The organism is Micromonospora sp. CA-111912 (assembly GCF_050948415.1).
In the GTDB taxonomy this organism is placed as follows: Bacteria; Actinomycetota; Actinomycetes; order Mycobacteriales; family Micromonosporaceae; genus Micromonospora.
This window is the reverse complement of the sequence record NZ_CP192007.1, coordinates 91668-114536: the sequence shown is the minus strand read 5'-3', so window position 1 is coordinate 114536 and position 22869 is coordinate 91668. Positions and strand designations below refer to the sequence as shown.

The following is a 22869-nucleotide window of genomic DNA, read 5'->3' as shown; positions in this document are numbered from 1 at the left end:
CCGGGCGGCCTTCGCGGGGGCCGGGGACTCCTGGCTGCGCGCGCCCGCACCGAAGCAGCGCGGGGGTGTCAGCCGGGTCGGCGGAAGCCGGCGACCGGCATGGTGTTGATGCTGCTCACGTTGACCGGCTTACCGGCCCGGGGCGCGTGCACCATTTTGTCATTGCCGAGGTACAGGCCGACGTGGTGCAGGTCGCTGAAGAAGAACACCAGGTCACCCGGGCGGGCCTCGGAGCGCGGGATGGTCCGGCCCTCGTTCCACTGTGCCCCGGTGAAGTGGGTCAGCGAGATCCCGGCCGCCTTGTAGGCGTACTGGGTCAGGCCGGAGCAGTCGAACGAGTTCGGGCCCGTCGCCCCCCAGACGTACGGGTCGCCGACCTGGGCGCAGGCGGTTCTGATGGCGGTCCGGGCGGCCGCGGTGACCACACCGGTGACCGTCGGGCAGCCCTCGGTGGACACGACGGTCTTCGGCATCGACGCCTGCAGCCGCTTGATCTCGGTGTTGATCTGCGCCTTCTTGGCCGCCAGTTCCTTGGTCTGCTTCTCCTGGCCGACGATCAGCGTGTCCAGCTTCAGCTTCTGTCCGTCGTACTTGGCCCGGACGGCGAGGACGCCCTGCAACTGACGGCGCTCCTCCGAGGCCAGCCGGTCCAGCATGGTGAGCTGCTCGGCGAGCGTCCCCGGCTTGGTGCTGACCAGCAGCGCGCCGAGGTCCTGCGACGGGCCGGAGATGTAGTAGCGGGCGGCGAGGTCACCGACCCGGTTCATCGCCAGCTCGGTCTCGAGCGCGAGCGGCTCGATCTTCTTCTCCAGCTCCGCCGCCTTCTCCTTGTTCACCTTGAGCTGGGCGCGCACCTTGTTGTGCTGCTCGATGGTCGGCTCGAGCTGCTCCCACTGCTTGTCGATCTGCGCCTCGATCTCCTCGGGCGAGGGCGCGGCGTACGCGGGCGCGGTCAGCGTCCCGGCACCCACGGCGACCGCCGCGACCAGGGTGAGCAGGCGTCGTACAAACCGGCGGGCGCCACCCGGACGAGCAGGTGACCGGCCCGGGACATGGCGATGAGGGGGCATGGTTGCCACCGGCACCGACTCCTTCGCAACCGACCGCCGGGCGCCTCGCGAGGGGGAAGATCGAGGCAGACGACCCACAGCGGTCAGCGCCCCACATTAGGCGAGGCCCGCTCGGGTAATCAAGGTGGGTCGCCTACCGTCACACACCGACAACCGTTCGCACCCGACGGGTGCGGGTCGACGGGCGCGGCTCAGCCGACGATGGCCGTCAATACGTCGTCGAGGGTCACCACGCCCAGCGGCAGACGCCCGTCGCTGACCAGGACCATGTGCCGCCGCTCGCGGCGCATCGCCAGCAGCAGGTCGGCCAGCGTACGGTCCGGCGGGACCACGGCCAGCGGGTGGTACACCTCGGGGGGCACCGGAGCGCGGCGGTCCGCCCCGGCGTACCCGAGGACGTCCTTGACGTGCACGAAGCCGAGCACCTTGCGGGTGGCCCGCTGCACCACCGGGAACCGGGACCGGCCCGTGCGGGTGGCCAGCACCTCCAGGGAGGCCGGCGAGACGTCCTCGGCCACTGTGGTCACCGTCGACCAGGGTTGCAGGGCGTCCGCCGCGGTGCGGGTGTGCAGGGCGAGCGCGCCGGTGATCCGGGCGTGCTCCTCCGCGTCGAGCAGGCCCTCCGTGCGGGCCTGCGCCACCAGCCCCGCCAGCTCCTCGGCGGTGAAGACCGTCTTGACCGAGTCCGTCGCCTCGACCCGCCACAGCCACAGCACCCGCCGTGCCGCCCACTTCATCGCCAGCAGCAGCGGCTTGGTCGCCGTGCAGAACGCGAGCATCGCCGGGCCCAGCCAGAGCGCCGCCGGCTCCGGCCCGGCGAGGGTGATGTTCTTCGGCACCATCTCGCCGACGACGGTGTGCAGGAAGACCACCACGCCGAGGGCGATCAGGAAGGCCACCGGGTGCACCGCCCCGGCCGGCAGCCCCAGCGCGTGGAACGGCGTCTCCAACAGGTGCGCCAGCGCCGGTTCGGCGATCGCGCCGAGGCCCAGCGAGCAGACCGTGATGCCAAGCTGCGCCCCTGCGATCATCAGCGGGATCTGGTTCATCGCCGACAGCGCCCACCGGGCTCGCTTCGACGTCGCCGCGAGCGGCTCGATCACGGTCCGCCGGGACGCGATGAGTGCGAACTCGCTGCCGACGAAGAAGGCGTTGCCGAGCAGCAGCAGCACGGTCACCGACAGTTCAAGCATCGTCGCCGGGCTCCTCCGGGCGGACCACCCGCACCTGCTCGATACGGTGCCGCTCCACTTCGACCACGGTGAACTCGTACCCGCTCTCCTCGACCGTCTCCCCGGCCAACGGAATGTGCCCGAGCCGGGCCATCAGGAAGCCGGCGAGGGTCTCGTACGGGCCCTCGGGCAGCCGGAAGCCGGTCTGCTCGACCAGTTCGTCCTCGCGCAGCACCCCGTCGACCAGGGCGGTCCGCTCGCCGCCCGGCACGGTCAGCTCGACCGGTCCGCCGTCGTCGACCGCAGCCGGGTCGAACTCGTCGGCGATCTCCCCGACCAGCTCCTCCACCAGGTCCTCCATGGTCACCACGCCGTCGGTGCCGCCGTACTCGTCGACCACGATCGCCAGGTCCGAGCCGGCCGCCTTGAGCGCCGCGAGGACGCCGTCGAGGTCGAGGCTCTCCGGCACGTACACCGGCTCCCGGGCCACCGAGGCGACGCTGGTGCCGGCCCGGCGGGCGAGCGGGACGCCCAGCGCGTCCGGCACCGCCGCGACGCCGGTGACCAGGTCGAGGGTCTCCTCGAAGACCGGGAACCGGGTCCGGCCGGTCTGCTGGGCGAGGGTGAGCAGCTCCGCCACACTGGCCGTGGCGCGCAGCGCGATCACGTCCACCCGGGGGGTCATCGCCTCGGCGGCCCGCTTGTCGCCGAAGCGGATCGTGCGCCGCAGCAGCATCGCGGTGTCCGGGGGGAGCGCGCCGGCCTGGGCCGAGATCACCGCTAGCAGGCCCAGTTCCTCCGGGGACCGGGCGCTGGCCAACTCCTCCTGCGGCTCCACCCCGAGGCGTCGCACCAGCGTGTTCGCCGAGTTGTTCAGCCCCCTGATCAGCCACCCGAACGTCCGGGAGAAGCCGCGCATCCCCGGGGCCGTGGCCAGTGCGGTGGGCATCGGCCGGGACAGCGCCAGGTTCTTCGGCACCAGCTCGCCGAAGAGCATGGAGAGCAGGGTCGCCAGGGCCAGGGCGAGGAACGGGGTGAACCGGTCGGCGGACGCCCCCAGCGGGTGCAGCAGCGGGGTGAACAGGCGGGCCAGCGCCGGCTCGGCCAGGTACCCGGTGAGCAGGGCGGTGATGGTGATGCCGAGCTGCGCCCCGGAGAGCTGGAAGGAGAGTTCGTGCAGCGCGTGGCGCACGGTGACCGCACCGCTGTCCCCGGCCGCAGCCCGCCGGTCGAGCTCCGGCCGGTCCACGGTGACCAGTGCGAACTCGGCCGCGACGAAGAATGCGTTACCCGCCGTCAGCAGCACGAAGCCGACCAGGGGCAACACCGTGGTAACGAGAGGACTGTCGATGATCGGTTCACCTCGGCGCGATTGTTCCACGACCGGCCGCGTCGCACACGACCACGCGCAGTCGCCGCCGGCCCGTCGTCGCCCGGGGCGTCGCCGTCCACCGTGACCTGTCCGCCGTCCGCCCGCGCCCGGGGCGTCGCCGTCAGCTACCGGCCGGCGCGGTCTCCTTCGCGCCGGCGGCGTCCGCCGGCTTGACCGAGCGGAGCAGCACGCTGGCGACGTCGACGACTTCGACCTGCTCGCCGGCGCCCTTGCCGTTCACGCCGTCGTTCAGCATCGTCGAGCAGAACGGGCAGCCGACCGCGATGGTCTTGGCCCCGGTGGCCATGGCCTCCTCGACCCGGTCCACGTTGATCCGCTTGCCGATCTTCTCCTCCATCCACATCCGGGCGCCGCCGGCACCGCAGCAGAAGGAGCGCTCGCTGTTGCGCGGCATCTCGGTGACCTCGCCGGCGATGGAGCTGTCGAGAACCTCGCGCGGCGGGGCGAAGACCCGGTTGTGCCGGCCCAGGTAGCAGGGGTCGTGGTAGGTGACGCCACCGTCGACGGGCTGGACGGGGGTGAGCTTGCCGGTGCTGACCAGGTGGGCCAGGAGCTGGGTGTGGTGCACCACCTCGAACTCGCCGCCGAGCTGCCCGTACTCGTTGCCCAGGGTGTTGAAGCAGTGCGGGCAGGTAGCGACGATCTTGCGCTTGTTCTTCTCCCGGCCCTCGAAGGCCTCGTTCAAGGTCTCCACGTTCTGTTGGGCGAGCATCTGGAAGACGAACTCGTTGCCGATCCGGCGGGCCGGGTCGCCGGTGCAGGTCTCGCCCTCGCCGAGGATGGCGAAGCTGACGCCGGCCTCGTTGAGCAGCGTGGCGACCGCCCGGGTGGTCTTCTTGGCCCGGTCCTCGAACGCGCCCGCGCAGCCGACCCAGAACAGGTACTCGAAGTCCTCGACCTCGCCGACCCGGGGCACCTCGAAGCCGAGGCCCTTGGTCCAGTCCTCCCGGGTGTTCTGCGGCGCGCCCCACGGGTTGCCCTTGTTCTCCAGGTTGCGCAGCATCACGCCGGCTTCCGACGGGAAGCTCGACTCGATCAACACCTGGTAGCGGCGCATGTCGACGATGTGGTCGACGTGCTCGATGTCGACCGGGCACTGCTCGACGCACGCTCCGCAGGTGGTGCAGGACCAGAGCACGTCGGGGTCGATGATGCCGCCGTCCTCGGCCCCGCCGATCAGCGGCTTCTCGGCCTCGGCGAGCGCCAGCACGTCCATGTGGGCGAGCTGCGCGGCGGTGGCCTTCTCCTCGCCGGTCAGGTCCTTGCCGCCGCCGGCCAGCAGGTACGGCGCCTTGGCGTACGCATGGTCGCGCAGGCTCAGCACCAGCAGCTTCGGCGACAGCGGCTTGCCGGTGTTCCAGGCCGGGCACTGCGACTGGCACCGGCCGCACTCGGTGCAGGTGCTGAAGTCGAGCAGGCCCTTCCAGGTGAACTGCTCGACCTGGGCGACGCCGAACTGGTCGGACTCGGGGTCGGCCTCCTCGAAGTCGAGCGGCTTGCCCTCGCTCATCATCGGCCGCAGCGCGCCGAGCCCGGAGCCGGCCTGACCCGGGTTGCGCTTGAAGAAGATGTTGAAGAACGCCAGGAAGCGGTGCCAGGCGACGCCCATGGTCACGTTGAGCGCGATGACGATCAGCCAGGTCATCGAGATGGCGATCTTGATGACGGCGGCGATGCTGACGCCGGCCTCCCAGTCGGGCAGCAGCGAGCCGACGGCGTGACTGACCGGGGTGGCCCAGACCGGGTACTCGAAGTGGTCGGTGGCGACCTTGAAGCCCCGGATGACGAAGCCCATGATCAGCACCGCGAGGACCACGGCCTCGACGAAGTAGCCCTGCCACATGGTCGAGCCGGTGAACCGGGACCGCCCGCCCGGCCGGGTCGGCCGGTTGCGGACCCGGATCGCGATCAGCACCAGGATGCCGACCACGCCGAGCACCGCGATCAGCTCGGTGACCAGGCCGTAGACCGCCAGGCCACCGATCAGCGGCAGGCCGCCGGTCGGGGATACGACCTCGAAGTACGCCTCCAGCACCAGCAGCGACAGCACGATGAAGCCGACCATCACGAACCAGTGCGCGGCGCCCACCACGCCCCACCGGAGCATCCGCGTGTGGCCGGCGGTCTCCACCAGCATCGTCTTCGTGCGGGTGGCCCTGTCGGTGAACCGCTCCGGATCGGGCTGACCCAACCGGATCACTGCCACCATCTTCATGACGGCACGCACCGCAAGCCACACCGCCACGGCGGTGATGGCGACCGCGAGGATCGTGGTGACGATCTGGACGCTGCCCATCGAGTTGGCCTCCCGGTCTGCTGCCTGTCGAGCGGCTCGGCGACCGGGTCGGGTGCGTGACCGGCGTTACGCCGCCCCCGCACACCGACCGGACCGGTCGATGACCTCGCTCCGCTCGGTCATGCAGTGCAGCCTACGCGCAAGGTTACCCAGCAGTAACGTGAGTCATCTCGCACCTGGGGGCCACGCCGCCCTGCGGACACCATAGGGTGCCCGGCGCCGAAGCGCCGGGCAGGGTGCAGCGAGGTGACGTGGGTCGTGTCCACCACCGAGGACGACGCGCCGGGCCGACGCCCGGCGTGGTCAGCGCCAGCGGGAGAGCAGCACCAGGGATCCGACCATCGCGCCGAAGCCCACCGCGAGGTTCCAGTAACCCCACGACATGACCGGGTACGCCTGCTCGGAGAGGTAGTAGATCACCAGCCAGCCGATGCCGGCGACGATCAGCGCAACCGCCGTGATCGGCAGCCAGACCGGGCTAGGCTTGCGCGTCGCCGCCGTCGCCGTCGGACGCACGTCCGTCGGCGGGGTGTACACCTTCTTCTTGCGGACCTGAGACTTGGGCACGACGCTCTCCAGAGGGGGTGACGACCTCGTCCGGCCTGACAACCGGGCACGGGGGCGACGGTCCATGGCCAATAATGTTTCGACAGCTAGCGTAGTCCCGAAGGCCCGTCCAGGCCATGAATGGGGTCAGGCCGATGCGCCGAGTGACCGAAAAGGGCGGGACTGTTCGGGTACCCGCACCGGTCCGCGTCGTGGCGGGCTGACACCAGACGACGCGGAAGGAACGGTCGGTGGAGTACACATCCGGCGCCGCCTCCTGGCGGAAGGTCCTCCGGCGGGCGGTCATCGCCCTCCTGCCCCGACGCCCACGCCAGCGACGGCCGGGCTGGTCGATCGGGGTGCCGCTGATCGCCGCCGCGGCCGGGCTGCTCTTCACCACCACCGCGACGACCGCTGGGGGCACCGCCCTGCGCGAGGACCGCCGCCCCCAGCTCACGCAGCTCATCGAGGACCGCCGGGAGCAGGTCGCGACGAGCGAGCTGCGGGCCGCCCGGCTGCGTGGCGAGGTCGAGGACGAGACCGCCGCCCTCGCCGACTCCGACGGCCCGATCAGGGACCAGCGGGACCGCGCCGCCGCCAGCCGTCAGGCCGCCGGGTTCACCGCGCTGCGCGGGACCGGCGTCGCCGTGGAGCTGGACGACGCGCCGCGCCGCCCGGAGCAGGGGCTGCCCGAGGGTGCCAGCAACGACGACCTGGTCGTCCACCAGCAGGATGTCCAGGCCGTGGTGAATGCGCTGTGGGCCGGCGGCGCGGAGGCCATGTCAATCATGAACGTCCGCGTGCTCGCCACCAGCGCGGTACGCTGCGTGGGTAACACCCTGCTGCTGCACGGCCGGGTGTACTCCCCACCGTTCAAGATCGTGGCAATCGGCGATCCAGCTGCCCTCCAGCAGGCCCTCGCCGCCTCCGAGGGAGTCCGGGTGTTCAAGGGCGTGGTCGACGACTTCCACCTCGGGTACCGGGAGACGGTCTCGACAGTCACCGTGCCGGCCTTCGAGGACTCGACAGCCCTGCGCGCTGCCAAGGTGCCCAGGTGAGCCGGACGCCCGACGGCCACTGGGACGGCCGGCACCCCGGCCGGGACGAGGAGGCGACCGACTTCCTCCCCCCGGTCGACCGCCCCGGCCCGAGCCCGTCGGAGCGACCCGGCCAGGCTGGCCCCTGGCCCGACCCGGTGCTGCCGCCCCGCTCGACGGCCTCCCGGGGCGGCGATCCGGCGGCGCCCGGCACCCGGCCGAAGCCGGTGGACACGCCGCCCGCCCGGCCCGCACCCGCCGCGAACCGCCCCCCGGCCCGCGCCCCCGGGTCCACGGGCAGGCCCCCGACGGGTGCGCCCCAGCGACCCGGTCCCCCCCGGGCCGCCGACGGAACGGGCCTCCCGCCATACGGGCGGCCCGCCGACCAGGCCGCCCGGGAGACGTACGGGCGGCCCTCCGGGGGTCGCCCCGAGTTCGGGCCCACGAGCCGACCGGCGTCCGCCGCCGAGGCCCCCACCGCCTTCCTCCCGTCGGTGCCGCCCGGCCGGCCATCGGTTCCCGGCCCAGCCCTGGACTCGACCGCGCTGATGGGCGCCGTGCCCCGCATGCCGGAGAGCGACGACCCGGGCGGAGCCGACGCCGATCCGGCCGAGCCGCCCCGACCGCGCCGTGGCGAGCGGGTGGTCCAGCTCCGGGCCGAGCAGACCGGCGAGGGCTACAAGAGCGTCTACTCCGAGCTGACCCGGCCGTCCATCTGGACCCGGCTGCGGACCGGGGTACGGGTCACCGGCGAGGTGCTGATCACCTTCGGCCTCGTGGTGCTCCTCTTCGCCGGGTACGAGGTGTGGGGCAAGTCGGCCATCGTCGACGCCCACCAGAACGACCTCGACCGCCAGCTCGCCCAGGCCTGGGGCGCGAGCGGCGACCCGACCGTGGCCCCCACCGCCACCGCCTCCGCGAAGCCGAAACCGCCGGTGCACGGCAAGCCCCTCGCCGGGCTCTACATCCCGAAGCTCGACAAGAACTGGGTGGTGGTCGAGGGCGTCACCCAGGGGGACATCCGGTACGCCCCCGGCCACTACCCGGACAGCGCCATGCCGGGCGAGGTGGGCAACTTCGCCGTCGCCGGCCACCGCAACCGGGCCACGTTCTGGCGGCTGGACGAGCTGAACAGCGGCGACGCCATCGTGGTCGAGGGCAAGACCAACTGGTACGTCTACAAGGTCTACAAGTCCCGGATCGTCAAGCCGAACCAGGTCGAGGTCGTCGCCCCGGTGCCGATGGAACCGGACGCCAAGCCGACGAAGAAGCTGCTGAGCCTCACCACCTGCAACCCGAAGTTCGACAACTACCAACGCCTGATCATCCACGCCGAACTGGACCGCACCGAGGCCAAGTCGGCCGGCCGGCCGGCGGAGCTGGGGGCCTGACGATGTACGGCTGGATCTGGCGCAGGCTGCCGCTGGGGCTGCCCGGCAAGCTGGCCGGTTCGCTGCTGCTCGCCACCGCGACGGTCGCCCTGCTGTGGTACGTGGTCTTCCCGTGGGCGGAGCCGCTGCTCCCCTTCGACGACGTGCAGGTCACGCAGGACTCCGGCGAGCCGGGCGGCGAGCCGGGCGGCGAGCCGGGCGTGGACGGGAGCGCCCCGCCCGGTGACGAGCACGACCTGCCGTACAACACCGACCAGAACAACACCCCGCCCCCCACCCCGAACAGGTGAGTCGATGCGCGTCCTGGTGATCGACAACTACGACTCGTTCGTCTTCAACCTCGTGCAGTACCTCGGCCAACTCGGCGTCGACTGCGACGTGCGGCGCAACGACGAGATCGACGTCGAGGAGGTGGGCCGGGTCGGCGCGGCCGGCGTCCTGCTCTCCCCGGGACCGGGCAGCCCGGACCGGGCGGGCATCTGCCTCGACGTCATCCGCCGGTACGCGGGCGAACTGCCGATCTTCGGGGTCTGCCTGGGCCATCAGGCGATCGGCGAGGCGTTCGGGGCGACCGTGGCCCGCGCCCCCGAGCTGCTGCACGGCAAGACGTCCGAGGTGCGACACCACTCGGTGGGGGTGCTGGCCGGGCTGCCGGACCCGTTCACCGCCACCCGGTACCACTCGCTCACCGTGCTGCCCGAGACGCTGCCCGACGAGCTCGAGGTCACCGGCTGGACGGGTTCCGGCGTGGTGATGGCGATGCGGCACCGGACGCTGCCGATCGAGGGCGTCCAGTTCCACCCGGAGTCGGTGCTCACCGAGGGCGGCCACCTGATGCTGGCCAACTGGCTGGCCACATGCGGCCACCCGGAGGCGCTGGAGCGCGCGCCGGAGCTGGCCGCCGAGGTCGACGCCCGCCGCCGCTCGGCGTTCGCCGCCGCCTGACGTCAACCGGCCGCGTTCGCGCCGCCTCGAAGGTCGACCGGCCACGTTCGCACCGCCTCGAAGGTCGACCGGCCACGTTCGCACCGCCTCGGAGGCCGGAAACGACGAGCCCGGCCCCTCGGAGGGGCCGGGCTCGGGGGTCACCGCTCGGGGAGCCGGATCGGTGGGGTCGGGAACGGCTGCCCGCCGCCGCCACCGCCCGCCGACGGGGTCGGACTGCTGGGCGGCGGCGTCCCGGTCGGCTCGGTGGGCTCCGGGCTGGGTTCGGGGATGTCCACCTCGATGGTCACCCGCTTGCCCTTCTCGAGACTCGTGCCCCCCCGCGGGTTCTGGCCGGACACCTTGCCGGCCTGGTCGGCCGGCACCTCGTCACCGTCGACAATCTTCACCACGTAGCCGGCCCGCTCCAACTCCCGCTTCGCGTTCTCCGCCGAGGAGCCGACGACGTTCGGCACCTCACGGATGTTGCCCTTGGAGACCGTCACCGTCACCTTGGTGTCCTCGGCGACCATGGTCCCGGAGGGCGGGTCGACCTCCGTCACGTTCCCCTCGGCGGCCTCGCTGCTCACCAACTTCTTGATCACCTGAAGGTTCAGCCCCTTGAGCTGCTGCTCGACGTTCTTGAACGGGGAGCCGACCAGGGCGCGCGGGATCGCCACCTCCGGCTTGCCGCCGCAGAGCTGGATGGTGACCCCCTCGCCCTTCTCCAGCTCGGTGCTCGCCGACGGCTCCTGCTTGACGACCGTGTCCTTCTTGCAGGTTTTGTCGAAGACCGGGTCGCCGACGGTGGGGACCAAACCGGCTCCCTCGATCGCGGCGACCGCGGCGTCCTTGGTCTGGCCCGCCAGGTCGGGGACGCCGACCTTCTCGGAGCCGCTCTGGTTCAGCAGGATGCCGGCAACCAGGGCGATCACGGCGAGCACGCCGAGCGCGGCGAAGGTGGCGATCACCCAGGAGGAGGCCTTGCGCTGCCGGGGGTCGCCGACCCGGGCCGGCGGCTGCTGCCGGGTGGCCGCGCCGCCGACGACCTGGGTCGGGTACCCGGACCCGGCGGCCGCCATGGGAGCGGTCTCGGCCTCCTGCATCACGGGGGTGGCCATCACCGGCCGGCCGGCCGCCGCCCGGAGCAGGTCGGCCCGCATCTCGCCGGCGCTCTGGTACCGGTTGAGCGGGTTCTTCGACAACGCCTTCAGCACGATCGCGTCGATCGCGGGGGTGACATCCGGGTTGATGTCGCTGGGGATCGGCGGTGCCTCCCGGACGTGCTGGTACGCCACGCTGACCGGGCTGTCCCCGACGAACGGCGGGTGGCCACAGACCAGCTCGAAGAGCACGCAGCCGGCCGCGTACACGTCGGATCTGGCGTCGACGGCCTCGCCGCGCGCCTGCTCCGGGGAGAGATACTGCGCCGTGCCGATGACCGCGCTGGTCTGGGTCATCGAGGTGACGCCGGAGGCCAGGGCCCGGGCGATGCCGAAGTCCATCACCTTGACCTGGCCGGTCTGGGTGAGCATCACGTTGCCGGGCTTGATGTCCCGGTGGATGATGCCGTGCCGGTGGCTGAACTCCAGCGCGGCGCACATGTCGGCACAGATCTCCAGCGCCCGGCGCGGCTGGAGGCGCCCCTCGACGCCGAGGAGCTCCTTGAGGGTCCGCCCGTTGACGAACTCCATCACGATGAACGGCAGCGTCTCGCCGGTCTGCCCGGTCTCCTCGCCGGTGTCGTACACGGCCACGATCGCCGGGTGGTTGAGCGAGGCGGCGTTCTGCGCCTCCCGACGGAACCGCATCTGGAACGTGTCGTCCCGCGCCAGGTCGGCCCGGAGCATCTTGATCGCGACGTCCCGACCGAGCCGGAGGTCACGGCCGCGGTGCACCTCGGCCATGCCGCCGTAGCCGAGCAGCTCGCCGACCTGGTACCTGCCACCGAGCAGGCGGGCCTGCGCTGTCATCGCGTCTGTCGTCCTTCGCTCGTCGTCGTCTCGCCGCCACCCGGCAGGAGCCGTTCCACCCGACGGTACGGCGTCCGGGAGGATTCGTCGCCCTCGCCGGCCGCCGACGCACCGGAGGACACGGCCCGGATGCCGAGGACGCCGGGATCACCGGCCGCCGCGTTCTTCCGAAAGTTGTAGGAAATCACGCCGGAGCAGAGCAGGACCACTACGGCCAGCACGATGAACAGCAGGACCACCCCTGAACTGGACCGCTGCGGCGGGGCCGGCGGTGGGCCGGGCTGCCGCGCGTACCCGATCGGGCCGGCCTGCCGAACCGGGGCCGGTGGCACGGCCGCGGCACCGCGCGGGTAGGCCGGCGGGGTGGCGACCGGCGGACGGGAAACGGCCGCCGGAGGCTGCGCCTGCTGGTGGGTGACCGGCGGGCGCGGCTGGTGGACGACCGGCGGCCGGGGTACGGCGGCCGGCGGCCGGGGCTGCGGCGGCGCGGACGTCGGGACCGGCCGCTGCGCCACCGCGGGCGGACGGGGCGGCTGGCGTGTGGCGGGCGGCACCTGGGCGCGGGCCAGCGGGGCCGCCGGGGACGCCGGCGCGGCGGAGATCTGGCCGAGGTGCCCGGCGGTGCGAGACTGCTGGCCGAGCGCGAGCTTCGCCTGCCGGGCCACCCCGGCCAGGGCTGCGGCGCTGGGCCAGCGGGCGGTCGGGTCCTTGGCCATCGCCCGTTCGACGATCGCCCGCACCGACGGCGGGATGTCGCCGGGCAGCGGCCGGGGGGCGTCCCGGACGTGCCTCATGGCGATCTCGAGCGGATTGTCGCCCTCGAAGGGCCGCCGTCCGGCGAGGCACTGGTATGCGACCACGCCGAGGGCATACACGTCGGAGGCGGGCGTGGCGACCGCGCCGGTGGCCTGCTCGGGGGAGATGTAGGACGCGGTGCCGAGCACCGAGCCGGCTGCGGTGAGCTGCCCGACCAGCTCGGAGCGGGCGATGCCGAAGTCCGTCAGCACCAGCGTCCCGTTCGGCCGGACGAGCAGGTTGCCCGGCTTGACGTCGCGGTGCACGATGCCCTTGCAGTGCGCCGCGTGCAGCGCGTCGGCCGCCTGGGCGAGCAGCGCCATGGTGCGGGCCGGGGTGAGCCGGCCGACCCGGCCGAGCGTGGAGGAGAGGGCGTCGCCCTCGACGTACTCCATCACCAGGAAGGCGATGTGCTGGTCGCTGCCGAAGTCGTAGACGTCGACCACGCCGGGGTGGTTGATGGTGGCCATGGTGCGCGCCTCGCCACGGAACCGCTCGGCGAAGCCCGGCTCGTCCAGCAGCGCCGGAAGCAGGCTCTTCACCGCGACCGTCCGGCCCAGCACCTGGTCGGTGCCGCGCCACACGTCGCCCATGCCGCCGCTGGCGATCCGCTCGTCGAGGCGGTAGCGGTTGCCGAGCTGGACGCCGGGGCTGAGCATGTCAGCGGCCCCCGGGGTCGGCGATCGCCGCCTGCATGATCTTGCCGGCGATCCGGGCCGCCTCGGCGCTGCCGCCGGCGCCCGCCTCCTCCAGCATCACGCAGACCGCGGAGACCGGGTTGCCGTTCTTGTCGAACGCGAAGCCGATGAACCAGCCGTGGTCGGGAGTCTGCGGGCCGGACTGGGCGGTGCCCGTCTTGCCGCCGACCCGGTAGCCGTCGATCTTCGCCTTGCGGCCGCTGCCGTTCTCCACCACGCTGACCATCATGTCGCGCAGGTCCGACGCGACGGGGCCGCTGACCGGCTGGCGCAGCTCCCGCGGCTTGGCGGTGTAGTAGCTGGTGGTGCGGTCCGGGGCGAGCAGCTGCCGAACCAGGTATGGCCGCATCTGGCTGCCGCCGTTGGCGACCGCCCCGGCGATCAGCGCCCCCTGGAGCGGGGTCATCCTCACGTCGCGCTGCCCGATGGAGGACTGCGCCAGGGCCGCCGGGTCGGTGGCGCCGTCGGGGGCCTGCATCGTTCCGGTGCGGCTGGCCGCCGTCGGCAGCCCGTCCTCGCCGAGCTGACCGACCGTGAGGTCGTCCTGCTCGAAGCCGAACTGGCGGGCCTTCTCCTTCACCTTGTCGGCACCGAGCTTGACGCCGAGCTGGGCGAAGCCCGTGTTGCAGGACTCGGTGACCGCGTCGAGGAGGGTGACCTGGTCCTCGGGGCAGATCGACGGCGCGGCGTTGCGGATCGGGGTGCCCGAGGTCGGCGGGGTCCAGCTGGCGCCGGCGGGGATCTCGGTGTTCTTGCCGACGCCGTTCTCCAGGGCGGCGGCGGCCACCACGATCTTGAAGGTGGACCCCGGGGGCAACACCTCCGCCAGTGCCCGGTTCTTCAGCGGGCCGTTCGGAGCGTTGTCCAGCTTGTTGTACGCCGCCGTCGCCTCGTTGCTGTCGTGGCTGACCAGCGGGTTCGGGTTGAAGCTGGGCATGGAGACCAGCGCCTGCACCGCACCGGTACGGGGGTCGAACGCGATCGCCGCGCCCTTCTTCGCCCCGACCTCGTTGTCGGCCAGCCCGTTGTACGCCGCGTCCTGGGCCCGCTTGGAGAGGGTGAGCAGGACGTTGCCGCCGCCGGTCTCGTCGCCGGTGAACATGTCCTTGATCCGGTTGGCGATCAACGCGTCGCTGGTGCCGGCGAGGAAGTCGTTCTCCACCCGCTCGATGCCGGTGTCGCCGAGGTTGACCGGCTTGTAGCCGAGGACGTGTGCGTACTTCTCCCCGCCGGGGTAGGTCCGCAGGAACCGCAGCTTGCCGCCGGTCTCCTTGCTGGTGGCCAGGGCGGTGCCGCCGGCCTCGATGTTGCCGCGCTTGCGCTCGTACTCGGCCACCTGGACCCGGCCGTTGTAGTCGCTGCTGCGGTACTCGTCCGCCTTGTATGCCTGGATCCAGTTCAGGTTCGCGAAGAGCAGACCGAACAGGACCATCGCGACGACGCCAACGCGGCGCAGGGGTGCGTTCACGGCCGGATCACCTCCGTGGGGGCACCGTGCAGTTGCTCGGGCGGGCCACCCCCGGGTCGGGCCGCGGAGCCGCCGGCCCCGGCCAGCGGACGGCGCGCGCCGTCGGAGACCCGCAGCAGCACCGCGATGAGCAGCCAGTTCGCCATCAGCGACGAGCCACCGGCGGACAGGAAGGGGGTGGTCTGACCCGTCAGCGGGATCAGCTTGCTGATCCCGCCCACGATCACGAACACCTGGAGGCCGAGGGTGAAGGCCAGGCCACCGGCCAGCAGTTTGCCGAACGAGTCCCGTACCGCCAGCGCGGCCCGCAGCCCCCGCTCCACGATCAGCAGGTAGACCACCAGCAGCGCGGAGAGCCCGAACAGGCCGATCTCCTCGCCGATGCCGGCGAAGATGAAGTCGTTCTGCACCTCGGGGATCTCCAGCGGCTGCCCGCCGCCCGGCCCGGCGCCGAACAGGCCGCCGCTGCCGAGCGCCAGCAGGCCCTGCACCAGTTGGTAGCCGTCCTCGTACGGGTCGGCGAACGGGTCCAGCCAGATCTCGGCGCGCAGGTGGAAGTTCGCGAACGGCCCGCCGATCACGCCACCCAGCACATACGCCAGATAAGCCCCGCCGAAGAACAGGATCAGGCCGATGAGCAGCCAGCTCACCCGTTCGGTGGCGATGTAGAGGGTCACCACGAACATGCCGAAGTAGAGCAGCGAGGTGCCCAGGTCCTTCTCGAAGACGAGCACCAGCACGCTCAGCACCCACACCGCGAGCACCGGGCCGAGGTCCCGCCCGCGCGGGAAGTCGATGCCGAGCACCCGGTGACTGGCCAACGACAGCACCTCGCGCTTGCGCACCAGGTAGTAGGCGAAGAAGACGAGCAGCGCCAGCTTGGCGAACTCGCCGGGCTGGATGCTGAAGCCGCCGATGCGGATCCACAGCTTCGCGCCGTAGATCTCGGAGTACTTCGCCGGCAGCACCGCCGGGATCATCACCAGCACGATGCCGGCGAGGCCCAGGGTGTACGCGTACCGCGAGATCGACCGGTGGTCGCGCATCAACGCGAGCAGGACGGCGGCGAGGAACACCGACGCGAGCGTCCAGGCGAACTGCCGGCCGCCGTTGCCGGCGAAGATCGCCAGCGACTCCCGATCCCCGGGGGTGGCCTTGGCCAGGTCGAGCCGGCGTAGGAAGCCCACCCCGATCCCGTTGAGCAGGGCCACCGCCGGCAACAGGGCCGGGTCCGCGAACGGCGCGAGGAACCGGATGACCACGTGCAGGGCGAGGAAGACGCCCGCCAGCACGGCGGTCGGGACCCAGAAGTCCGGGGTGACCGTGTCGAGCACGGTCGCCTCGACCGTCGCGCCGTACGCGGCCACGATCACCAGGGCCAGCAGCAGCAGGGACAGTTCGGCGTTGCGTCGCGACCTGGCCATGCGTACGCCGGACTGCTCGCCCGTCGTGGCGGGCGAGGCTGCCGGTACGGCCGCTGCGGTCACGGATGGTCCTCGGATTTTCTCAGACCGACACTCACTCGGGCGATCGGCAGCCGGCGGGTTCGGCCGGCGTGGCCGTGTCGGAGGGCGGAGCGTCGGGTGTCGTGGTGGGCGAGGACGTCGGGGTGGCTGCGGCTGATGGCGTCGCCGTGCCGCCCGGCCTGGCGGGTTCGCCGCTGGCGACCGCGGTAGGGCTCGCCCCGGGGGTGGGGGTCGCCGGGCCCGGGCTGGCCGGATCCGTCGTCGCCGTCGGGCCCGCCGGGCAGATCGGCTTGAGGTTCGGGTTGGCCGGGTCGTCACTGGTCAGCTCGGCCAGCCGGCGTTCGGCGTCCGGCTCGTTCTTGGCCGGGATGCCCTGCTTGACCTGCTCCTGCGCCGCCAGGGTGAGGTCGTCCAGCCGGGCGGGGCTGGTGGAGTGCACGGCCGAGAGGTCCAGGCCGGCGATCTGCCCCTGGACGCCCCGGAACACGGCCACGTCGCCCTGGTCTGTGGCGCCGACGTAGTACTGCCGCTGGGTGTAGCTCCAACTGGCGAAGAGCACGCCACCGAGGATGACCACGAGGCCGAGGAGCATCGCGGTGGTCCGCAGCGGGCGACGCTTCGGGCGGTCGTCGTCCTCCTCGGCCGGCTCCTCGGGTGCGGGCGGCCGGGGCGCGGACAGCGCCGAGGCGCGCGCGGCGGGCGTGGAGATGTCGGCGGAGGTGGCCATGCCCCGGTCGCGGGCGGCGGCGCCACCGACGATCGGGCTCGCCTCGACGATGTCATGGGCGGTGGCGTCGGCGATGATCACCGTGATGTTGTCCGGGCCGCCGCCACGCAGCGCGAGCTGCACCAGCCGTTCGACGCACTGCTGCGGGTCGGTGTACTCGCGCAGGGTGTCGCCGATCGTCTCCGCACTGACGACGCCGGAGAGGCCGTCGCTGCAGATCAGGTAGCGGTCGCCGGGCAGCACCTGACGGACGCTGTACTCCGGGTCGATGTCACGGCCGTCGAGCGCCCGGGTGAGCAACGAGCGCTGGGGGTGGCTGCTCGCCTCCTCGGCGCTGATCCGGCCCTCGTCGACGAGCATCTGGACGTAGGTGTCGTCCTTGGTGATCTGCGCGAACTCGCCGTTGCGCAGGAGGTAGGCCCGCGAGTCACCGATGTGGACCATGCCCAGCTTGGTGCCGGAGAAGAGGGTCGCGGTCAGCGTGGTGCCCATCCCCTCCAGCTGCGGGTTGGCGTCCACTGTGTCGCGGAGCTGCTGGTTGGCGGTGCCCACGGCTGAGCGCAACGCGTCGACCAGGGCGTCACCGGGGACGTCCTGGTCGAGCGGCTCCATGGCACCGATGACGATGTTGCTGGCGACGTCACCGGCGGCCATGCCGCCCATGCCGTCGGCGACGGCGAGAAGCCGCGGTCCGGCGTAGACGGAGTCCTGGTTACCGTCTCGGATCAGACCGCGGTCGCTGTGGGCCGCATAGCGCAGGGTCAGAGTCATGGCCGTAATTCGAGAGAGGTGCGGCCGATACGGATCGGCACGCCGAGGGGGACGGGGGTTGGTCCGGTGACCTTAGCGCGATCCAGGTAGGTGCCGTTAGTCGATCCGAGGTCCTCGACAAACCATTGCCCGTCACGCGGCACGAGTCGGGCGTGTCGCGCGGAGGCGTAGTCGTCGGTGATGACCAGGGTCGAATCCTCGGCCCGACCGATGGTGATCTGCGATTCACCCAGGGTTATCCGGGTGCCCGCGAGCTGCCCGGCGGTCACCACCAGCTGGTGCGCGGCCCGGCCCCGCTTCACCTTCGCCGGCTTGGCCGGTGGCTGCCCGGTCGAGGCTCCCACCGCCCGTGGCGCGGCCACCAGCCGACCCGAACGGGCACCTGCGAACAGGTCCCGGCGGATGACGCCGACCACCGTGAACACGAAGATCCACAGCAGGATGAGGAACCCGAACCGGGCGACGGTGATGACGAGTTCCGGCAAGGCGGATCAGCCGTCCACGCGGAAGGTCAGGGTGGTGGTGCCGAGCTGGATCATGTCGCCCGGGTTGAGGGCGACGGCGGAGACCCGCTGGCCGTTGACCATGGTGCCGTTGGTCGACCCGAGATCGGTCAGCACAACCTGACCACCGTCGAAGTCCAGCCGGGCGTGTCGCCGGGAGATGCCGACGTCCGGCAGGCGCAGGTTGGCCTGGTCGCCGCGGCCGATCACCGTCGAGCCCATCTGGAGCGGATAGGTGCGGCCGTCTCCGGAGACCAGCCGGACGTTGCGCCCGCCGCCGTGCCCCGGCGGGGGGCCGTAGCCGCCGCCCTGGTCGTACGCCGGGTAGGCGGGCGGGCCCTGGTCGTAACCGCCCTGGTCGTAGCCGGGCGCGGAGACCGGGGCGACGTCGCCGCCGGTGTAGACCTCGGCGGTGACCCGGAACATCCCGGTGTCGAGGCCCTCGCCGCGCTCGATTTCGACGATCACGTCGCCGTAGACCGTCCAGGCCTGCTCGCCGATGAACTCCGCCTGCGACTGGGCCAGTTCCTGGGCCAGCGCGGCGGCGTACGGCGCCAGACGGCTGTGGTCGTAGGGCGAGAGATCGATCACGTAGCGGTTGGGCACCAACGTTCGCCCACCGGCCAGGATCGCCTTGTGCGCCTCGGCCTCCCGCTGCATGGCGTTGAGGATCTCCACAGGGTGAACCACCCCTTTGAAGACCTTGGCGAAGGCTCCCTCGACCAGGCCTTCCAAACGCTTCTCAAAGCGTTGCAGCACGCTCACCGGCTCCTCCTCGGGTCCCGAGGACATGATGGTATCCGGCCGGCGCGCGTGCAGCTCACACGCCGCTCGGCCGCCCGCTGCCGGCCCGCTCGGGCGGGCCGGTGCCCTCGTGCTACAGTTTCGTCCGCCACGAACGGTAACCGGTCGTGGCCAGGGTCGGAAAGACCGTAGGATGTGCCGGGCCGCTGACAACGGCGGAGCCGGGGCAAGCTACAGTTTTCCCGGTCAGCCACGGGGAAGTGGCGGAATGGCAGACGCGCACGGTTCAGGTCCGTGTGTCCGAAAGGACGTGGGGGTTCAACTCCCCCCTTCCCCACCAGATCGAGGGCTCCGCAGCGATGCGGGGCCCTCGAGTCGTTGCGGGGGCCTGCGGCGCGTCCGGCCGGTGCCGGACGTCACGCTATGCTCCGATCGTTTCCCTGCCTCCTATGGACCAGGAGTGGCGTGTGAGTGTCGCGTTGGTGACCGGGTCGGGCGGCTTGATCGGTTCCGAGGCGGTCCGGCACTTCGCCGGCCTCGGTCTCGACGTCGTCGGAATCGACAACGACATGCGGCAGGAGTTCTTCGGCGCCGAGGCGTCGACCGCGTGGAACGTCCGGCGGCTGACCGAGGAGCTGGGCGGGGCGTACTCCCACCACAGCATCGACATCCGGGACCGCGACTCGCTGGCGACACTCTTCGCCCGGTACGGCCGCGACATCGCCGTGGTGATCCACACCGCCGCACAGCCGTCGCACGACTGGGCGGTCCGGGACCCGTTCACCGACTTCGACGTCAACGCCGGCGGCACCCTCAACGTGCTGCAGAACGTCCGCGAGCACTGCGTCGAGGCGCCGGTGATCCACTGCTCCACCAACAAGGTGTACGGCGACCGCCCCAACAGCCTCCCCCTGGTCGAGTTGGAGACCCGGTGGGAGATCGAGCCGGGGCACCCGTACGAGCAGGGCATCCGCGAGGACATGTCGATCGACGCCTGCCTGCACTCGGTCTTCGGCGCGTCCAAGGTCGCCGCCGACGTGATGGTGCAGGAGTACGGCCGCTACTTCGACATGCGGACCGCCTGCTTCCGGGGCGGCACGCTGACCGGCCCGGCGCACTCCGCGACGGAGCTGCACGGCTTCCTCGGGTACGTGATGCGGGCGAACATGGAGCGCCGGACGTACAAGATCTTCGGTTACCAGGGCAAGCAGGTGCGGGACGCCATCCACAGCTCGGACGTGGTGTCGGCGTTCGAGGCGTTCTTCCGCAACCCGCGCTCGGCGGCCGTCTACAACCTCGGCGGCGGGCGGCACTCCAACACCTCCAACCGGGAGGCGTTCGCCCTGGCCGAGCAGATTTCCGGCCAGGAGATGGTCACCGAGTACGTCGAGGCGAACCGGATCGGCGACCACAAGTGGTGGATCGGCTCGAACGAGGCGTTCCAGGCCGACTACCCGGGCTGGAAGCAGGTCTACGACGTCCCGATGATCATGCGGGAGATCCACGAGGCCAACGTGGACAAGTGGGTTCCGGGCGCATGACCGTCGACAGCAAGCGCAACGTACTCGGCGTCCTGGTCGACGCCACCGACTACGCCGGCGCGACCGAGCGGGTGGTGGCCGCAGCGCGCGAGCGCCGGCCGCTGGCGCTGACCGCGCTCGCCGTGCACGGCGTGATGACCGGCGTGCTCGACCCGGCGCACAACGCCCGGCTCAACTCGTTCGACGTGGTCACCCCTGACGGTCAGCCGGTGCGCTGGGCGCTGAACCTGCTGCACCACGCCGGCCTGGCCGACCGGGTCTACGGCCCGCTGTTGACCCTGCACGTGCTGCGCCGGTTCGCCGAGGAGGGCCTGCCGGTCTACCTCTACGGCTCGACGGAGGACACCCTGGGCCGGCTGATCCCGGAGCTGGAGCGGATGTTCCCGGCCCTGAAGATCGCCGGGGTGGAGCCGTCGAAGTTCCGGGCCGCACAGCCGGGCGAGGACGTCGAGATCGCCGACCGGATCAGGGCCAGCGGTGCCCGGCTCGTCCTGGTCGGGCTGGGCTGCCCCCGCCAGGAGGTCTGGGCGTACGCCATGCGGCCCCTGCTGGACATGCCGCTGATGGCGGTCGGGGCGGCCTTCGACTACCACGCCGGCCTGCTCCGCAAGCCGCCGCCGTGGATGCAGCGGGCCGGCCTGGAATGGTTCTGGCGGCTCGGCCTGGAGCCGAAGCGGCTCTGGCGCCGGTACGTCATCCTCAACCCGGCCTACCTGGGCCGGCTGGCGGCGCAGAAAACCGGCCTGTGGAAGGCGAAGCCGCCCACCCCGGCCGCCGAGCGTCCGGCCACCTTCGCGGTCTGATCGGCTTCGTCCTCGGACCGCAGGCGGGCGCGGTTTGGGCCCTGTGGAGCTGCCCCGTCCACGCCACCGCCCCCAGCGGTCAGGCCGAGGTGGGAACGTCGAGCAGCAGCCAGGTGTCGGGCGGGAGCTGGGGCTTGCCCGGCACCGGCCGGTGTTCCTCCCGCCAACCCGTCCCGACGGAGGCGGCGACCGCCCGCCAGAACCGCGCCGCCCCCGGGTTCTCCTCCTGGAACGAGCTGGCCCAGCCGCTCGATGACCGGCCAGAGCTGCTCGGTGGCGACCTGGAGGATCACCGGTTCACGATCCACTGGCTGCCGCACCGGCCACATGCTAACGGCTCCGCCCGCGCAGACGGGGCAGCTCCACAGGGGGCGGACGGAATCAGGAGGTCTCCCGCAGGACCCCGCCCCCTAGGGGACCAGGCTTCGGGTCGAACCCGGGAACGGCCCGGATCCGCCCGGGGTCGGATTCGGCAACGCTTGGGCCGTGGATAAGCATCTCGTCGTTCTGCTGCCGGTCGCCGGCGTCTGGCTGGCCGCAGGGGTCCTCGCCGACCGGCTGCCCCGGCTGGACCGCGCCCGGGCACTGCACCGGCGTACCGGCTGGGTGCTCGCCCTGACCCTGACCGGCCTCGGCCTGACGGCGGGCGTGCTGGCGGCCGGGTTGCAGAGCTCCGGCGCCGGCACGGTGGACCGGGCCGCCGCCGGGCTCGCGCTGGCGGCCCCACCCGCGTTGCTCGTCGCGGTCTGCGCCGCCCGGCGGATCCGCCGGCTGCGGACCGGCGCGGGTGCCCTCGCCACGGCACCGCACGCCCCAGCCCCGCACGGCCTGCGGGCCGCCGCCGCCCATCCGCTCGTCGGCCTGCCGCTCCAGGTCACCGGCCTGGCCACCGTCCCGGGTGTGCTCTCGGCCAGCGGCCTGGACGTCTTCGCCGGGCCCGGCACGACCGGGGCCGCAGTCACCGTCGGCGCGCTGGGTGTCGCCGCCATCGGGGTACGACACGCGCTGCGCCACAGCCGGCTGGCCGAGCGGGCGCTGCCCCAACAGCAGCCGGCGTCACCGCGGGTGGCCGGTCCCCTGTACGTATAGCAACTCCAGGATCGCCCGGGTCGCCTCGAACCAGCGGTCCATCCAGCCGGGCGGGGGCACGCTCCCCTTCGGCGGCAGCTCCAGCAGCAGGCCGCGCAGCAACGGGTGGTCGGCCAGGGACTCGGCCGACCCGGTCGGCCAGCCGGCCGGCGGGAACGACGGCTCGGTGAGCGGGTTCGGGTCCAGCGAGGGCAGCGACAGCGGCGGCCCGGCCTGCTCGGGGGCCGGCGCCCCGCCTTCCCGGCCACCGAAGTCGGTGTCGGTGGAGACCACCTCTGTCAGCACGGTGTCCCGGCGGGCCCCGCGGTACTTGCCGCCGAACCGCTCCGGTTTGCCCGGACCGTTGGTGAGGTTCTCTGACCCGATCGTCGTCATCGTCTCGCCTGCCTCGCTCGGTTGCCGATCCGTGCGCCGGGTTGTCGACCAGCGCCGTACCGAGGGGTACAACGAACCGGGGCGGGG

General features: G+C 72.1%; 20 protein-coding genes and 1 tRNA gene. 8 read left to right on the top strand and 13 right to left on the bottom strand.

Going from position 1 to position 22869, the window contains the following annotated elements:
* Positions 1 to 68 precede the first annotated feature (68 nt).
* The 5 genes from ACQPZO_RS00495 to ACQPZO_RS00475 form a co-directional block, all read right to left on the bottom strand.
* Complete coding sequence (locus ACQPZO_RS00495; protein WP_433345995.1) at positions 69 to 1085, bottom strand: NlpC/P60 family protein; 1017 nt, start codon at positions 1083 to 1085, stop codon at positions 69 to 71.
* A 176-nt stretch (positions 1086 to 1261) separates the two neighbouring features.
* The gene (locus ACQPZO_RS00490; protein WP_387025486.1) at positions 1262 to 2263 is read right to left on the bottom strand and encodes a hemolysin family protein; all 1002 of its coding nucleotides are present in this window, start codon (positions 2261 to 2263) and stop codon (positions 1262 to 1264) included.
* Positions 2256 to 3566, bottom strand: coding sequence for a hemolysin family protein (locus ACQPZO_RS00485; RefSeq protein WP_433351393.1), 1311 nt, complete (start codon positions 3564 to 3566; stop codon positions 2256 to 2258). The genes ACQPZO_RS00490 and ACQPZO_RS00485 overlap by 8 nt, the downstream gene beginning before the upstream one ends.
* A 169-nt stretch (positions 3567 to 3735) precedes the next feature.
* On the bottom strand, positions 3736 to 5931 hold the full coding sequence (locus ACQPZO_RS00480) for a (Fe-S)-binding protein (RefSeq protein ID WP_433345993.1): 2196 nt from the start codon (positions 5929 to 5931) through the stop codon (positions 3736 to 3738).
* A gap of 303 nt (positions 5932 to 6234) precedes the next feature.
* A complete protein-coding gene (locus tag ACQPZO_RS00475; protein WP_350880366.1) occupies positions 6235 to 6498 on the bottom strand; it encodes a cell division protein CrgA in 264 nt (87 codons plus the stop codon).
* A 230-nt stretch (positions 6499 to 6728) separates the two neighbouring features.
* On the opposite strand from ACQPZO_RS00475, the gene ACQPZO_RS00470 reads away from it, so the two are divergent.
* From ACQPZO_RS00470 to ACQPZO_RS00455, 4 genes are read left to right on the top strand one after another with little or no spacing between them, the layout of a single operon-like run.
* On the top strand, positions 6729 to 7535 hold the full coding sequence (locus ACQPZO_RS00470) for a DUF881 domain-containing protein (RefSeq protein WP_433345991.1): 807 nt from the start codon (positions 6729 to 6731) through the stop codon (positions 7533 to 7535).
* On the top strand, positions 7532 to 8905 hold the full coding sequence (locus ACQPZO_RS00465; RefSeq protein WP_433345989.1) for a class E sortase: 1374 nt from the start codon (positions 7532 to 7534) through the stop codon (positions 8903 to 8905). Before ACQPZO_RS00470 ends, ACQPZO_RS00465 begins: the two co-directional genes overlap by 4 nt.
* Before the next feature lie 2 nt (positions 8906 to 8907).
* Positions 8908 to 9195, top strand: coding sequence for a hypothetical protein (locus ACQPZO_RS00460; RefSeq protein ID WP_433345987.1), 288 nt, complete (start codon positions 8908 to 8910; stop codon positions 9193 to 9195).
* Positions 9196 to 9199: 4 nt separating this feature from the next.
* Positions 9200 to 9850 carry an aminodeoxychorismate/anthranilate synthase component II gene (locus ACQPZO_RS00455; protein ID WP_433345985.1) on the top strand — a complete coding sequence of 217 codons (651 nt, stop codon included), beginning with the start codon at positions 9200 to 9202 and terminating at the stop codon, positions 9848 to 9850.
* A 140-nt stretch (positions 9851 to 9990) separates the two neighbouring features.
* On the opposite strand, the gene pknB is transcribed toward ACQPZO_RS00455, so the two are convergent.
* The 7 genes from pknB to ACQPZO_RS00420 form a co-directional block, all read right to left on the bottom strand.
* A complete protein-coding gene (pknB, locus tag ACQPZO_RS00450) occupies positions 9991 to 11802 on the bottom strand; it encodes a Stk1 family PASTA domain-containing Ser/Thr kinase (protein WP_433345983.1) in 1812 nt (603 codons plus the stop codon).
* Entirely contained in the window at positions 11799 to 13256 is a 1458-nt protein-coding gene (locus tag ACQPZO_RS00445; RefSeq protein ID WP_433345981.1) for a protein kinase domain-containing protein, read from the bottom strand. The genes pknB and ACQPZO_RS00445 overlap by 4 nt, the downstream gene beginning before the upstream one ends.
* A gap of 1 nt (position 13257) precedes the next feature.
* Entirely contained in the window at positions 13258 to 14763 is a 1506-nt protein-coding gene (locus tag ACQPZO_RS00440) for a peptidoglycan D,D-transpeptidase FtsI family protein (RefSeq protein WP_433345979.1), read from the bottom strand.
* Positions 14760 to 16187: an FtsW/RodA/SpoVE family cell cycle protein gene (locus ACQPZO_RS00435; protein WP_433351391.1), complete on the bottom strand. Its 1428-nt coding sequence runs from the start codon at positions 16185 to 16187 to the stop codon at positions 14760 to 14762. Before ACQPZO_RS00435 ends, ACQPZO_RS00440 begins: the two co-directional genes overlap by 4 nt.
* Positions 16188 to 16281: 94 nt before the next feature.
* Complete coding sequence (locus ACQPZO_RS00430) at positions 16282 to 17727, bottom strand: PP2C family protein-serine/threonine phosphatase (RefSeq protein ID WP_433345977.1); 1446 nt, start codon at positions 17725 to 17727, stop codon at positions 16282 to 16284.
* A complete protein-coding gene (locus ACQPZO_RS00425) occupies positions 17724 to 18212 on the bottom strand; it encodes an FHA domain-containing protein FhaB/FipA (protein ID WP_433345975.1) in 489 nt (162 codons plus the stop codon). Before ACQPZO_RS00425 ends, ACQPZO_RS00430 begins: the two co-directional genes overlap by 4 nt.
* Positions 18213 to 18218: 6 nt before the next feature.
* On the bottom strand, positions 18219 to 19022 hold the full coding sequence (locus ACQPZO_RS00420; RefSeq protein WP_161688773.1) for an FhaA domain-containing protein: 804 nt from the start codon (positions 19020 to 19022) through the stop codon (positions 18219 to 18221).
* A gap of 206 nt (positions 19023 to 19228) precedes the next feature.
* Between ACQPZO_RS00420 and ACQPZO_RS00415 the strand changes: the two genes are divergently transcribed.
* The 4 genes from ACQPZO_RS00415 to ACQPZO_RS00400 all read left to right on the top strand — a co-directional run bounded on the left by ACQPZO_RS00415 (position 19229) and on the right by ACQPZO_RS00400 (position 22407).
* Positions 19229 to 19314 (top strand) — tRNA-Leu (locus ACQPZO_RS00415).
* Between the two features lie 127 nt (positions 19315 to 19441).
* Positions 19442 to 20515: an NAD-dependent epimerase/dehydratase family protein gene (locus tag ACQPZO_RS00410; RefSeq protein ID WP_433345972.1), complete on the top strand. Its 1074-nt coding sequence runs from the start codon at positions 19442 to 19444 to the stop codon at positions 20513 to 20515.
* The gene (locus ACQPZO_RS00405) at positions 20512 to 21318 is read left to right on the top strand and encodes a WecB/TagA/CpsF family glycosyltransferase (RefSeq protein ID WP_433345970.1); all 807 of its coding nucleotides are present in this window, start codon (positions 20512 to 20514) and stop codon (positions 21316 to 21318) included. The genes ACQPZO_RS00410 and ACQPZO_RS00405 overlap by 4 nt, the downstream gene beginning before the upstream one ends.
* Positions 21319 to 21804: 486 nt before the next feature.
* Positions 21805 to 22407, top strand: coding sequence for a hypothetical protein (locus tag ACQPZO_RS00400; protein ID WP_433345967.1), 603 nt, complete (start codon positions 21805 to 21807; stop codon positions 22405 to 22407).
* On the opposite strand, the gene ACQPZO_RS00395 is transcribed toward ACQPZO_RS00400, so the two are convergent.
* Positions 22375 to 22782, bottom strand: a complete 408-nt coding sequence (locus ACQPZO_RS00395; protein ID WP_405115009.1) for a hypothetical protein — start codon at positions 22780 to 22782, stop codon at positions 22375 to 22377. The two genes, ACQPZO_RS00400 and ACQPZO_RS00395, sit on opposite strands and share 33 nt — an antisense overlap.
* Positions 22783 to 22869 lie beyond the last annotated feature (87 nt).